The organism is Streptomyces dryopteridis (assembly GCF_049606955.1).
Taxonomy (GTDB): Bacteria; Actinomycetota; Actinomycetes; order Streptomycetales; family Streptomycetaceae; genus Streptomyces.
In genome coordinates this window covers 42,849-56,351 of the sequence record NZ_CP187115.1, presented here as the reverse complement: position 1 = coordinate 56,351, position 13,503 = coordinate 42,849, and the positions used below count along the sequence as shown (strand labels likewise).

Here is a 13,503-nt window from a genome sequence, read left to right as displayed (position 1 = left end):
CCGGTGGGCGGGGGTGGTGCGGCCGTCGCCGGGTGCGGACGGGGGCGCGTGACGGGCACCCGGCGACGGCCGGTCGTGGCGGCCGTCAGGGCCGGTGGGCGGCGGCGCGGCGGGCCCGCAGGAACAGGGCCACGAGGAGGGCGACGACGACCAGGATCAGCCCGTTGACCAGGATCGACAGGTTGATCGCGGAGAGGGTCGCGGTGTGCGCGGGCAGCTCGGGCAGGGAGCGGATCCGGGCGGTGGCGATCGCGCTCATGATCGGGATGCCGACGGTGATGGACACCTGCTGGGTGAGGGTGGTGATGCCGGTGGCCAGGCCCTGCTGTTCGTCGGGCAGGCCGGAGGTGGCGGTGACCATGAAGCCGACGATCGCGGCCACGTGGGCGTAGCTGCTGACGAAGGCCAGCGCGAGCACCCCGTACAGCCAGCCCTTGGCGTCGCCGGCGAACCACAGGGCGCCGACGGTGACGCCCTGCACGAGGAGGCCGGCGACGAGGACGGCGCGGCTGGAGCCGAGGATCCCGATCCAGCGGGGGGCGGTGACCCCGCCGAGGAAGGCGCCGACGCCGAAGACGCCGAAGGTGAGGCCGGTGGCGAGCGGGGAGTAGCCGAGGACGTCCTGCAGGTAGAGGGTCAGCAGGAAGATCATGGCGGTGAAGCCGATGAAGGTGGCGGCGCCGCCGATGTTGCCCCAGGTGACGGTGGTGCGGCTGAGGATGCGCAGCGGGGCGAGGGGTTCGGGGGCGCGCAGTTCGACGAAGCCGAAGACCACCAGCAGGACCACGCCGGCGGCGAGGGCGATCAGGGTGGTGGGGTCGCCCCAGCCGTACTGGCCGGCGGCGGAGATGCCGTAGACCAGGGCGATCAGGCCGGCGGAGACGGTGACGGCGCCGGGGATGTCGAGGCGTCCGCCGCGCGCTCCCTTGGTGGCCTTCAGCAGCAGGGGGGTGACGGCGAGCAGCAGGATGCCGACGGGCACGTTGACGAAGAAGCCCCAGCGCCAGCTGAGCACGTCGGTGAGGAGTCCGCCGAGGATCGCGCCGCAGGTGAAACCGGCCGAGAGCATGGCCCCGTTGAGGCCGAGGGCCTTGTCGCGCAACGGGCCCTCGGGGAAGGAGGTGATCAGCAGGGCGAGGCCGGCCGGGGTGACCATGGCGGTGGCCAGGCCCTGGGCGACGCGGGCGGCGAGCAGCGGGCCGGAGGCGTCGACGAGCCCGCCGAGGAGCGAGGACAGGGTGAGCAGGGTCAGGCCGGCGAGGAAGACCTTGCGGGCGCCGATCATGTCGGCGATCCGGCCGAAGAGGAGGCTGAAGCCGGCGGCGCTGAGCGCGAAGGCGGTCGCGATCCACTGGAGGTTCTCGGGGGCGAAGGACAGTTCGCGGCCGATGACCGGGACGGCGACGTTCATGATGGAGAAGTCGACGGCGAGGGTGAACTGGGCGCCGAGCAGCAGCAGCAGGATCAGGGTCTGGCGGCGCGTCATCCGGTCCGACGCGGGGGCGCCGGGGACCTGCGGGGAGGGCGGTGCGGGGGCCTCGTGCGGCGACCGCGTTCCCTCGGGGGTGTTGACCGTGGACATGGGGGTCGAAGCCTTTCGGTTCCTGTCGGTGGGTTCCGTTCGAGAATCGAGCGGGCTTCGAGCGCTAGCCAGTACCCGCCGTTTGGCATGACTGCGGTGGGTACCACTGGATGGGTCTGTCTCCGGGCGGCGCGGCGTGAATACGTTGCACCGCATGACGGAGCAGACGCTGATCGAGACGACCGGACCGCACAGGACCGAGCAGACGCACGAGACGACGGAGGGCACCCGCGCGGTGGTCGCGGAGTTCTTCCGCTCGCTGGGCGCGGGGGAGATCGAGGGCGCGCTCGCGCTGCTCGCCGAGCCCCTGGAGTGGTTCACGCCCGGTGACGTGGAACTGATCCCGTGGATGGGGGCGCGCAGCACCCGGGCCGAGGTCCGGGACTTCTTCGCGCAGGCCGGGGCGAACCTGACGGCCGAGGAGTTCGTTCTGGCGAAGGTGGTCGCGGACGGCGCGGACGCGGTGGCCCTGGGCCGGTTCCGCTACCGGGTCGACGCGACCGGGCTGGCGTTCTCCTCCCCCTTCGCGGTGGAACTGCGCGTGGCGGACGGACGGATCGTCCGCTACCACATGCACGAGGACAGCCACGCGATAGCGCTGGCGTTCCGGTGACCGGCCCGCAGGCCCCCGCCGGGCCGGTGGCCGGCGTCGCGCGGGAGGAGGGCCCCGGGGCCGAGGTCCTGATCGTGGGCGCCGGCCCGACCGGGTTGACGGCGGCGGCCGAGTTGCTGCGGCGCGGGGTGCGGGTGCGGCTGATCGACGCCGCCGCCGGCCCCAGCGTCCACTCCAAGGCGATGCTGGTGTGGCCCAGGACCCTGGACGTGCTGGAGGACCTGGGACTGGCCGGGGGCGTGGACCGGGTCTCGGTCAAGCTCCGGCAGATGACGTACTACTCGGAGAAGCGCCCGGTGACCCGGATGCGGATGACCGAGGAGCTGGCCCCCCACTGCCTGCCGCAGCGGCTCACCGAGGAGCTGCTGACCGCGGGACTGCTCCGGCTGGGCGGACACATCGAGCGCGGGGTGCGGCTCGTGGCCCTCCAGGGCGTGGACTTCTCCGGCGCGATCCACCCGGACCGGCCGGTGACGGCGGTGCTGGAGCACGCGGACGGGCACGTGGAACGCTGCGAGGTGCCGTGGGTGATCGGCGCGGACGGGGCGACCAGCGCCGTGCGCCGGCAGCTCGGCATCGCCTACGAGGGCGCCACCTACGAGAACCGCTTCCTGATCACCGACGCGAAGATCGCCGGCGACCCCCTCGCCCCCGACGAGATCCACTACTACCAGTCCCGGCAGGGCGTGCTGGCGATCGTGCCGCAGCCCTTCGGCCTGTACCGCTTCTTCACCAACGCCCCCGCCGACCTCGACGAGGGCGTGCTCGCCGACATGCAGCGGCTGGTGGACCTGCGCGGCCCGGGCGGGCTGCGGCTGGTGGACCCGGACTGGGTCACCACCTTCCGGGTGCACCGCCGGCGCGCGGCCTCCTTCCAACTGGGCCGGGTGTTCCTGGCCGGGGACGCCGCGCACGCGCACAGCCCGATGGGCGGGCAGGGCCTGAACACCGGCATCCAGGACGCGCAGAACCTGGCGTGGAAACTGGCCTCGGTGGTCCGCGGCCACGCCCACGCGCGACTGTTGGACTCCTACACCCCCGAGCGCGCGGCCGTCGCCGACGCCGTGGTCCGCGACACCGACCTCCAGACCCGGGCCGCGATGTGGACCAAGGGCAGCCAGGTCACCCTGCGGGACGCGGCGATGCGCGCCCTGGACCGCACCCGCGTCCTGAACCGCTTCTACGTGCCGGTCGCCGCCGGCCGGCGCTGGGTGTACGAGCCGCTGCCCGGGGTGGTGCCGGCCCGCCGCGCCCGCCCCGGCGACTGGTGTTCGGCCCGGGCCTCGCTGCGCCGGCACGCGCGGGAGGGCGCGGCCCTGCCCCGTGAGACGGCCGTGGCCCTGGGCGTGGGCGGGCCGGGCGCCGACCCGGCGCGGCTGCACCTGCTGGTCTCGCCCGGCGAGAAGGAGCCGGACCGGGGCCTGGCCGAGGCGATCGGCCGGCTGGTGACCCCGTGGCGGGGCCGGCTGCGGGTGGTGCGGGTGGGTTCGGGTCCCGGCGCGGCCGGCGCGGCCCGTTCGCTGCGCTGCGGCCGGGCCGGCTTCCACCTGGTGCGGCCCGACGGGCACGTCGTGCTGCACGGGCACCGCGAGGAACTGCGCGATCTGTACGAGGTGCTGGACCGGCTGCTGGTGGCGCACGCCCCCGGCGAGGCGGTCGACGCCGATCCGGCGGGCGGTCACCCGCTCGACGCCCCGCCGGCCCTTTCCGCTCACGATCACGACAAGGACGACGACATGTTCACGAGCCCCGCCACCGCCCCGTTCGCCCACACGGTGGGCTCCGGCCCGCACAAGGTGATCGTGCTGCACTCCCTGTTCGCCGGGCACCAGTCCTTCGCGCCGCTGTGGCCGCACCTGGACGGCTCCCGCTTCACCTACGCCTTCATGGACGCGCGCGGCTTCGGCAACAGCGTGGACGTGAGCGGCACCTACTCCACCGACGAGATCGCCTCGGACGTGCTGGTGCTGGCCGACCGGCTGGGCTGGTCGGAGTTCTCCCTGATCGGGCACTCCCTGGGCGGCCAGTCCGTCCAGCAGGTGGTGCTCAAGGCCCCCGGCCGGGTCCGGCGGATCATCGGCCTCAACCCCGTGCCGGCCGGCGGGATGCCGATCCCGGACTCCGACTTCCCGCTGTTCGCGGACGCCGCGCACCAGGTGGAGAACCGGCGCACCATCATCGCGATGACCACCGGGAACAAGCTGTCCGACCACTGGGTGGCGCAGCTCGCGGAGACCTCCATGAAGGAGGTGGAGCCGGTGGCCTTCCGCGCCTACCTGGACTCCTTCCGCACCACCGACTTCGCCGAGCGGATCCGCGGCGCGCAGGTCCCGGCGCTGGTCGTGGTCGGCGAGAACGATCCGGCCGTGACGGAGGAGTCGATGCGCGCGACCTGGATGACGCACTACCCCAACGGCGAACTCGCGGTGATCGGCAACGCGGGCCACTACGCGATGATCGAGACCCCGCCCGCCCTGGCCACCCTGGTGGAGGAGTTCCTCTCCCGCTGACCCCGGCCCATCCGCCGGTGCTTTCCCGGCGGCCCGTCCACCTCCCCTGGGGGCGGGCGCGCCGCGGAGAGGCGGGGGGCGGGCGCGCGCGGTGACCTTCCTGTCGGTCCTCGCCCGCGCGCCCGCCCCTCGCGCGTCCCGTCTCATCCCTCTCCTCCGCCGGTACGCGTGGGACCGGTGTGACACCCGGGGCACACGGGGCGGACGGGCGCACGAGTCCGCCGGGTTTCGGCCGTCCGCGTCCCCCGTCCGAAACCGGAACGGAAGCGGATCCGGAGCCGGAGGTGACACAGATCCCTCCCTCCCATTCCCTCTCGCACCTCCCCGATCGGCCCGGCAGCGGTCCGGACCGGAAGCCGAGCGTCCCTTCTCCGCAGGGGCGAGATCCGGCCGGCCCCGCCCGCCGAGAGCCGGCCCCCGCACCCGCGCCGGCCCCTCGAAGACCCCGCGCGCTCCCGCGCCCGACATCCCGCGCGCGGGCCGCCGAGGCCGGGTCCCCCCTCCCCCGGGACCCGTCCCCCGCCGCCCGCGCCGCCCCCGCGCGCCCCGCCGACCGCCCCGCTCGCGGCCGACGGGGCCCGTGGCCTGCCCGGACCCGTGCGACACGGGTCCGGGCGCCGGTGTTTTCCCGGCCGTGACCCCTGGGACACGTCCCGGTGCGGAAATTCCAAGCACCCGCAAAATCAATGTCGTACGGCGCTCAACGATTCAGTTCGACCCACGCTGTCGAACGATCAATAACCGCCCGGCGCCGTGTTCCCGATGACGCACGAGTGGCCGAATACCCCTTGGTTGTTCGTACCGGCCGCACCTGCGAACCCCACGACGAAACACCCCAACACCCGCGATTCACAGGGCAGTCACCGGCCCCACACGGGCAACTCGAAACCCGGTGTGACGCACCTCACTGACTGGAATTCGACGTTCCGGGTTTCTGTAGAAGAGAACCCGACGCCGCGACCTTCTCCCCCGGATATCCGCGTCACGGGTGATCCGGAACCCCGCCACGAGGGGGCTAGGATCCGTCAGGACATTTTCATCGTGACACCCGACCGGGAAAGGCGAACGAGGAGAATGCAGAGGGGAGCGGGAGTGCGCGACTCGGATCTCGGAAGATTCCTCCAGGTGCGACGCAGCCGGCTGACACCGGACGACATCGGACTGACCGGCGACGGCAAGAGACGCAGGGTGATGGGCCTGCGCCGCGAGGAGGTCGCCCACCTGGCGCAGGTCAGCGTCAACTACTACACCCGGCTCGAACAGGGCCAGAACCGCAGCGCCTCGCCCGAGGTGCTCGACGCCATCGCCACCGCCTTACAGCTCAACCCGGGCGAACGGGCCCACCTGCACAACCTGTCCCGGGCCGCCGAACTGGCCCGCCCGCAACGCCCCGCCGAGGAGGTCCGTCCCGCCGTCGCCCGCATGGTCGCCGCCTACCTCCAGGGACCCGCCGTCGTCCTCGGCCGACAGACCGACATCCTCGCCTGGAACGCGCTGGCCCGCACCATGTTCTCGGGCCACCTCGACCTCGACGAGGTCCTCGCCGGCGACACCCCGCCCAACCTCGCCGAACTCGTCTTCCTCCACCCCGGCGCCCGCGAGCTGTACCCGCAGTGGGAGTACGAGGCCGAGGAGATGGCCGGGTACCTGCGGATGATGGCCGGCCGCTTCCCCGGCGACCCCGACCTGACCGCCCTGATCGAACGACTCGCCGCCCGCAGCGCCGAGTTCACCGAGATGTGGTCCGGCCACGTGGTCGGCGACAAGACGCACGGAACGCGCCGGCTGCACCACCCGGCCGTCGGCGAGATGTCCCTGTCCTTCGAGAGCCTGCGCCTGCCCGACTCCCCCGACCAGTGCATCGTCCTCTACCACGCCGAACCCGCCTCCCCGGCCGAGAACGCCCTGCGTGTGCTGCTGGCGGGCCCCGCCGCGAACTGAGCGGCCGACCCGCCCACCGACACCGACGTCGGCGTCGCGCGGACGGGCGCGACGACACCCGCCCCCGGCACGGGACCCGGGGGCCCGGAACACACCGCGCGGTATCGGCCGGCCGGGGCTGAGGGTGACCAACAGGGGCAGGCTCGGTAAAGCGGGGCTGACCACACTTGACCACATGGAATCCCTGGAATCCCCCGCCCGCCTCAGCCGTTTCCTGCGGTCCCACCGGTTACGCCTCTCCCCCGAGGAACTCGGGCTGGACCGCGCCCCCGGCGGCCGCGACCGACCCGGCCTGCTGCCCGCCGAACTCGCCGACGCCGCCGGGCTCGACGCCGCCGGCTACGGGGACATCGAGGACGGCCGGGCCGGCCGGGTCTCGCTGTCCGCCCTCGACGCCCTGGCCCGCGCCCTGCGCCTGGACCCCGGCGAACGGGCCGAGCTGTTCCGGCTGGGCGCCCCTCCGGGCGAGTGTCGACTGCGAGGCCCGGCGCACCTGACCCGGGCGGTGCCCACCCTGCCGGTGGTCGCGATCAACCACCGGTACGAGGTCACCGGCTGGAACCTGCCCGGGCAGGCGCTGCTGGCCTGGCACCTGGACTGGCCGGCGGCCACCGAGGTGGTGCCGCCGAACCTGGCCCGGATGCTCTTCCTCGACCCCCGCACCCGGGCCCTGTACCGGGCCTGGCCGACCATGGCGCGGGCGGTGGTCGCCGAGCTGCGGGAGGCCGCCGATCGCGGCCGGGACGAGCGACTGCACGCGCTGGTGGTCGAGTTGGCGGCGAGCAGCGGGGAGTTCGCGGACCTGTGGTTCCGGCCCGACCGGGACCGCACCGGGCCCTTCGGCTGCGGTTCGACGATCGCGTTCACGCATCCGGCGGTCGGCGCGATGGACCTCGCGCGCGTGGTCCTCGACCAGGGCGCGGAGACCGCCGAACGGGCCCTGGTGTTCAGCCCGGAGCCCGAATCGGAGTCGGCGGCGGCCCTCGCGGAACTGCTGTCGCGCGTCTCGGGGTGACCGGCGGGTCGGTCGCCCCCACCCCGACCGACCCGCCCGCGCCCGCACCGTTCGGCCCCGCACGGCTCAGACCGCACGGCTCAGCCCCGCGCGGTTCAGCCGGCCGCGGGCCGGTCCCGCAGTCCCGGGTAGGCGCGCTCGGCGCGCGGCGGCACGGCGAACGTGGCCCGCGCCCGCACGTCCATGAACGCGTTGATGCCGTTCTCCCGCCGGATCCCGATCCCCCGGTGGTGCGCGGGCGCGTCGGCGGCGTTCATCACCGCCCGGGTCGCCTGGAAGTCCTCCATCGTCCGCTGGAGGGACACGAAGTGGGTGCCCGGCACCCCGCCGTCCAGGGTCGCGAAGTCCCGCCGGTTGATCCGGGGCCGGCCGTTCAACCGGGCCCGGCCGGTGGCCTGCGCGTGCCCGACCCTGCCGTGCGCGGCGGCCAGCGCGGGCAGCTCCGTGCGGTCGCTCTCCGCGTCCTCCACCAGCGTGTCGGCCTCCTTCGCGGTGGCCCGGGGCGAGTACATCAGCGCCGCCCGGGTGTCCTCGTCCTGCTCGTACCAGCCGTCGGTGTCCAGCACGATCCGGCTGACGTGCATCGTGGTGCCGCCCGCCAGCGGCCCCGAGCGCACCGTCACCTCCTCCTCCGTGGCCTGGTTGCGGCGCAGCCCCGAGTGGAAGCCGAGCATCAGCGGGGCCTTGCCGGGAAAGCCGTCGCCGGGCCGGTGCGCGGCCGGCAGCCCGGCGCCCACGAACCCCTCGCGCGTCTCGACCACCCGCAGCCGGCCCCGCCGGTCCCACGGCCCGGGCCCGAACAGGGCGGCGGTCACCGCGTCCAGCACCTCCTCGTGGTCGGAGGCCAGGTGCAGACAGGCGTCGTGGTCCTCCAGCACCGGGTTCTCCCACCGCGCCATCGGCACCGGCCGGCCCACCGGCGAACGCGCCCCCAAGTGCCGCTCGTACCAGCCCGGCCCCCATCCCAGGCACAGCAGCAGCCCGTCCGGGCCCCGCCCGTGCGCCTCCTCCGCGGCCGTCAGCGCCGCCTCCAGCGCCTCGGCGTCGGCCGCGGTCGGCCTCCCGAGCACCTCCAGCATCAGCAGCCGGTGCCGGCGCGGCGGCACCGGCCGCCCGATCTCGTCCGTGCCGTACGTGTCCTCCCAGGCGTGCTGGGCGGGGTGCCGGCCGTGGGGCGTGCTCATGAGGGACCCTCCCGGGGGTCGCGGGCCAGGGCGGCGAACGCCTCGGCGAAGGAGACCGGCGCCGGGCCGGGTTCGTTGAAGAGGGTGAAGGTGGTGCCGCGCGCGGCCGGCTCCTCCAGCGCGGCCACGATCACGGCGGCCATGTCGGCGCGGGCGATCATCCCGTCGGCGTGCGGGTGCCGGGTCAGGGTCACGGCGTGGCTGCCGGGCGGGTCGTCGGTCATCCACGTCGGGCGCACGACGGTGTGCGGCCGGCCCGAGCCGCGCACCAGCTCCTCGGCGACCAGCCGGCTCGGCAACAGCGTGGGCGTGAGCCGGTTCAGGGGGTGCGCCGGGCCGTGGCCGACGGCGAAGGAGGAGAACAGCACCAGGTGCGCGCTCGTGCCGTGCCGGGCCGCGCGGGCCAGCACCGTGCGCGTGGCCCCCTCGGTGTGCCGGCGCGGATCGCCCCGGTGCGGCACCAGCACGATCCCGTCCGCGCCCGCGAACGGGTCCTCCCCGGGCCGCTCCCCGGGCCCCTCCGGATCGGTCAGATAGCGCACGGTGTGCCCGCGCTCCGCCGCGTGCCGGGCGATGATCCGCCCGGTGCTCAGCCGGTACGGGGACCCCACGACGAGCACGGTGGCCACGCCCTCACTCCCCCGCCACGTCGGCGGGCACCAGCAGCACGGCCTTGCCGGCGATCCGCCGCTCCGCCAGCTCCGCCAGGACCGCGGGCAGCTCGTCGAAGGCGGCCACCCGCCCCAGCACCGGCCGCAACCGGCCCCGTTCGACCAGCCGGACCAGCAGCGCCAGGTCCTCGGCCGCCGACTCCCCCGACCCGTACACCCAGAACGGGTGCAGGATCTGTCGGGCGTGCGGCAGGAAGGAGGACAGCGAGAGCGCGGCCGTCCGCCCCGAGGAGGTCCCCAGCAGCACCAGGTGCCCGGCCGGCCCCAACCGTCCCAGCGCCCCGGTCAGCAGTTCCCCACCGACCGACTCCAGCACCAGGTCGAACTCCCCCTCGGCCTCGTCGAGGGAGGAGACCACCGCGTGCGCGCCGAGGGCCTTGAGGTCCAGGGCGCGCCGGACGCCGGTGAGCGCCGTGACCTCCGCGCCCTCGGCGGCGGCCAGTTGCACGGCGAAGGAGCCCACCCCGCCGCTCGCCCCCGTGATCAGCACCCGGCGACCGAGCAGCGGCCCGCCCCGGCGCAACGCGCGCAGCGCCGTCAATCCGGCCACGCCGAGTCCGGCGGCCTCGCGGACCTCGACCCCGGCGGGCAGTTCGGCGGCCCGGTCCACGGGCACGGCCGCCCACTGGGCCCAGCCCCCGAAGTCGTTGAGGGCCACGATCCGGGTCCCGACGGCCGGCCCGGACCCGTCGGCGGCGGCCCGCACCACGGTCCCGGCCAGGTCCTGGCCCGGCCGCCAGCCCTCGGGGCGGCGCCGGAACAGGTGCAGCTCGCCCCGGTTCACGGAAAAAGCCTCCACCCGCACCAACAACTCGTGCGGTCCGGGTTCGGGTAGCGGGACGGTGCGCAGGACGGGCCCGTCGGGATGCCCGACCCAGGCCCGCATCAGGTCGGGCGGGGTGAGCGGGACGGGTGGGGTGGACGGGGTGGCCGCGTCGGCGGCGGAGGGGGAGGACATGTCGGCGACGCTAGCCGGCGCACCGCCCGGCGGGGAAAGACCGGCCGGCTCCCGATTCACAACTCCCGCTTATGAATGGCCTGTCGGGGCGGTTCACCGCCCGCCTACGATGACGGGGTGACCCTGCCGGAGGCCCGTCTGCTGCGCTACTTCCTCGCGGTGGCCGAGGAACGCAACTTCACCCGCGCGGCGGCCCGGCTGCACATCGCGCAGCCCGCGCTCAGCGCCCAGATCCGCCGCTTGGAGAGCCTGCTCGGCGTGGAGCTGCTGCACCGCACCACCCGCAGCGTGCGCCTGACGGAGGCCGGGCGGGCGGTGTGGGAGCGGGGCGCGCCGGCGCTGGCGGCCCTGGAGGAGGTGTGGGAGTCGGCGCGCCGGGTCGGGCGCGGGGAGTCGGGCCGGCTGCGGCTCGCACACAGCATCAGCGCGGGCTACGGCACGGTCCCGGAGCTGGTGGCGGCGGTGGGCCGGTCGCTGCCCGAGGTGCGGATCACGGCCGAGCCCACCCCGACTCCGGACATCGCGCACGCCGTGCTGGAGGGCCGCGCGGACGTGGGGGTGGCCCGTTCCCCCGAGCGCGTGCCGGGGCTGTCGCTGCCGGTGTTGCGCCGGGAGCGGCGCGGGATCCTGGTGGCGGCGGGGCACCCGCTGGCCGGGCGGACGGGCGTCACCCCCGCCGAGGTGGCCGCGTACCCGGTGGCCCTGCACGCGCGGGAGGCGAACCCGGGCCGGCACGACGAGGTGCTGGAGCTGTTCCGGCGGGCCGGAGTCCGACCCGAGCTGCGGGCCCGCGAGATGGCCTTCGACCCGGGCCGGCGGGTGCCGGCCGACGCGTCGACCGTGAGCCTCGTCGAGGAGTCGACGGTGGCCGAACTGCCCGGGCGGCTGCGCTGGGTACCGCTCACGGGCACGGGGCTCGCGCCGGCCACGACCCGCCTGGTGCTGCCGGCGGGCGGCGGCAGCCCGGTGGCCCGCCGCTTCGCGACGGCGGCCCTCACGGTGGCCCGCGCGGCGGGCTGGCTCGACACACCCCCCGAATAACAAACCATTCACGCCGTTTCCCAGCCCACACCCAACCTCGCCCCCTCCCCCACTCCCTCCCAAAAAACCCACCCAAACCACCCCAATCACCCACCACCGGACCCCCAACTCCCGAAACATCCCTCGGGAATTCCGGACAAGACCCACCCCTCGACTTCCAAAACATGCGGACCAGTCGTTATTCTTCTGTTCTCGATCGGGGGCTCGCAGGGCTCCGAGCCCCCGTCGAGCACCTCTTCCACGCCCCGATCCGGCGGTCGCGCCGACACCTGAGGACTCGACCGATGACGGAAACTCCGCCCGAGACCGCCGCCCAACGCACCGCCCGCTTCGAACGCGACGCCCTCTGTCTGCGCCCCGTGCTGTACATCCAGGCCATGCGGCTCAGCCGGCACCCGGCCGACGCGGAGGACCTGGTCCAGGAGACCTTCACCAAGGCGTTCCGACACTTCGAGAGCTTCCGCCCCGGCACCAACATGCGCGCCTGGCTCGGCCGGATCCTGCTCAACACCTACCTCACGACCTACCGCCGGCGGCAGCACGAGCCCCAGCACACCTCGCTGTCGGACGTGGAGGACTGGCAGTACGCGAACGTCGCCTCGCACACCGCCCGCGGCCTGCCCTCCGCCGAGGACCAGGTGCTGCGCGCCATCCCCGACCCCGAGGTCGACGCGGCCCTGCGCGCGATCCCCCCCGAGTTCCGCGACGTGGTCCTCCTCGCCGACGTGGAAGGACTGCCCTACGCCGAGATCGCGGGCCTGATCGGCATCCCCCACGGCACCGTCAACTCCCGCCTGCACCGAGGCCGTCGACGCCTGCGCACCCTGCTCGACGGCCACCACGCCCGCCCCACCGCCGGCCCCCGCAACCGCCCCACGACCACCTGACCGCCCGCCGGCCCGGCACTGTCGGTGCCGGATGCGAGCCTGACCCGATGCGCCACACACACGGGGACGCCACCCACCCCCAGGGCCCCGGCCCCAAGATCGTCGCCCACCTCTGCAACGACACCGGAGGCTGGGGCAAGGGCTTCGTCGTCGCCGTCTCCCGACGGTGGCCCGAACCCGAACGCGCCTACCGCCGCTGGTACCGCGCCCGCGCCGACAACGACTTCGCGCTCGGCGCCGTCCAACTGGTGCCCGTCGAGACCGAGATCACGCTGGCCAACCTGATCGGCCAACACGGCATCGCCCGCGCCGGCGCCGCCCGCGTCCCGATCCGCTACGACGCGGTGGCCCGCGCCCTGGACACCCTCGCCGAACACGCGACGGCACTGGGCGCGAGCGTGCACATGCCGCGCATCGGCTGCGGCCTGGCCGGCGGGCACTGGAGCCGCGTGGGACCCCTGGTCGACGCCGCCCTGACCGCCCGCGGGGTCCCCGTCACCGTCTACGACCCGAGCCCGGCCCCGCTCCTCACAGCGCGGGGTCCTCGGGCGTGAGCAACTGACGCCCCTTCAGTTCGCGCACGTGCCGCCAGGCCCGGACCTCGTCGGGCACCACCCGGTAGTACGCGTACCCGGCCTCCCGGCGCGGGTCCCATCCGAACCGGGCCGCGAACCCGTCGGCCGGCCCGGCCGGGACCTCCTCGGCCGGGAACACGGTCACCTCGCCGTCCAGCATCACCACGTCCTCGGTGTCCCCCAGCGCCAACCGCGCCCGCGCCCCGCCCTCCAGGTTCCGCCCGGTGGGGTTGGTGCGCCGCGTGGCGAACCACACGGCCTCACCGTCCCACCGGAACCACAGCGGCACCAGGCACGGCGTCCCGTCCGCTCCGGCCGTGGCCACCCACACGTCCCGCTCGGCGGCGAGCCGGTCGAGCACGGCCCGTCGGCGCTCCGCCCGGGTCCGCACGTCCTTGATCGTTTCCATGCGCCGGACGCTACCGCCCGACCCCCCACCCCCACCTCGGCCATCGGCCCTACACCCCGAGCCCTACCCCCACCCCCACACCACCCCGACCGAACCCACCCCCGTGGGATTCGGCCG

Annotated in this window: 12 protein-coding genes; 7 read left to right on the top strand and 5 right to left on the bottom strand. The window is 74.6% G+C overall.

What is annotated here, in order from left to right; translation table 11 throughout:
- Nucleotides 1-85: 85 nt before the first annotated feature.
- A complete protein-coding gene (locus ACN20G_RS35685; protein ID WP_424217510.1) occupies nt 86-1,582 on the bottom strand; it encodes an MFS transporter in 1,497 nt (498 codons plus the stop codon).
- A gap of 154 nt (nt 1,583-1,736) precedes the next feature.
- Here ACN20G_RS35685 and ACN20G_RS35680 point away from each other — a divergent pair, with 154 nt between their 5' ends.
- From ACN20G_RS35680 to ACN20G_RS35665, 4 genes are all read left to right on the top strand, one after another.
- Nucleotides 1,737-2,195: a nuclear transport factor 2 family protein gene (locus tag ACN20G_RS35680; protein WP_424217509.1), complete on the top strand. Its 459-nt coding sequence runs from the start codon at nt 1,737-1,739 to the stop codon at nt 2,193-2,195.
- A complete protein-coding gene (locus ACN20G_RS35675) occupies nt 2,192-4,705 on the top strand; it encodes an alpha/beta fold hydrolase (protein ID WP_424217508.1) in 2,514 nt (837 codons plus the stop codon). Before ACN20G_RS35680 ends, ACN20G_RS35675 begins: the two co-directional genes overlap by 4 nt.
- A gap of 1,125 nt (nt 4,706-5,830) precedes the next feature.
- Nucleotides 5,831-6,646: a helix-turn-helix domain-containing protein gene (locus ACN20G_RS35670; protein WP_424217507.1), complete on the top strand. Its 816-nt coding sequence runs from the start codon at nt 5,831-5,833 to the stop codon at nt 6,644-6,646.
- Between the two features lie 175 nt (nt 6,647-6,821).
- Complete coding sequence (locus ACN20G_RS35665) at nt 6,822-7,661, top strand: helix-turn-helix domain-containing protein (RefSeq protein ID WP_424217506.1); 840 nt, start codon at nt 6,822-6,824, stop codon at nt 7,659-7,661.
- A gap of 95 nt (nt 7,662-7,756) precedes the next feature.
- Here the strand turns inward: ACN20G_RS35665 and ACN20G_RS35660 are convergent, their stop codons facing one another.
- The 3 genes from ACN20G_RS35660 to ACN20G_RS35650 are packed head-to-tail and all read right to left on the bottom strand — an operon-like array spanning nt 7,757 to nt 10,474.
- Entirely contained in the window at nt 7,757-8,845 is a 1,089-nt protein-coding gene (locus tag ACN20G_RS35660; protein WP_424217505.1) for a DUF7405 family protein, read from the bottom strand.
- Entirely contained in the window at nt 8,842-9,474 is a 633-nt protein-coding gene (locus ACN20G_RS35655) for an NAD(P)H-binding protein (protein ID WP_424217504.1), read from the bottom strand. Before ACN20G_RS35655 ends, ACN20G_RS35660 begins: the two co-directional genes overlap by 4 nt.
- A 4-nt stretch (nt 9,475-9,478) precedes the next feature.
- On the bottom strand, nt 9,479-10,474 hold the full coding sequence (locus tag ACN20G_RS35650; RefSeq protein WP_424217503.1) for a zinc-binding dehydrogenase: 996 nt from the start codon (nt 10,472-10,474) through the stop codon (nt 9,479-9,481).
- A gap of 117 nt (nt 10,475-10,591) precedes the next feature.
- Here ACN20G_RS35650 and ACN20G_RS35645 point away from each other — a divergent pair, with 117 nt between their 5' ends.
- From ACN20G_RS35645 to ACN20G_RS35635, 3 genes are all read left to right on the top strand, one after another.
- On the top strand, nt 10,592-11,515 hold the full coding sequence (locus tag ACN20G_RS35645) for a LysR substrate-binding domain-containing protein (protein ID WP_424217502.1): 924 nt from the start codon (nt 10,592-10,594) through the stop codon (nt 11,513-11,515).
- A gap of 284 nt (nt 11,516-11,799) precedes the next feature.
- Nucleotides 11,800-12,402 carry a sigma-70 family RNA polymerase sigma factor gene (locus tag ACN20G_RS35640; RefSeq protein WP_424217501.1) on the top strand — a complete coding sequence of 201 codons (603 nt, stop codon included), beginning with the start codon at nt 11,800-11,802 and terminating at the stop codon, nt 12,400-12,402.
- A gap of 47 nt (nt 12,403-12,449) precedes the next feature.
- Nucleotides 12,450-12,956, top strand: coding sequence for an Appr-1-p processing protein (locus tag ACN20G_RS35635; RefSeq protein WP_424217500.1), 507 nt, complete (start codon nt 12,450-12,452; stop codon nt 12,954-12,956).
- Here ACN20G_RS35635 and ACN20G_RS35630 read toward each other — a convergent pair.
- The gene (locus ACN20G_RS35630) at nt 12,931-13,386 is read right to left on the bottom strand and encodes a pyridoxamine 5'-phosphate oxidase family protein (RefSeq protein WP_424217499.1); all 456 of its coding nucleotides are present in this window, start codon (nt 13,384-13,386) and stop codon (nt 12,931-12,933) included. The genes ACN20G_RS35635 and ACN20G_RS35630 overlap by 26 nt on opposite strands.
- Between the last annotated feature and the right edge of the window lie 117 nt (nt 13,387-13,503).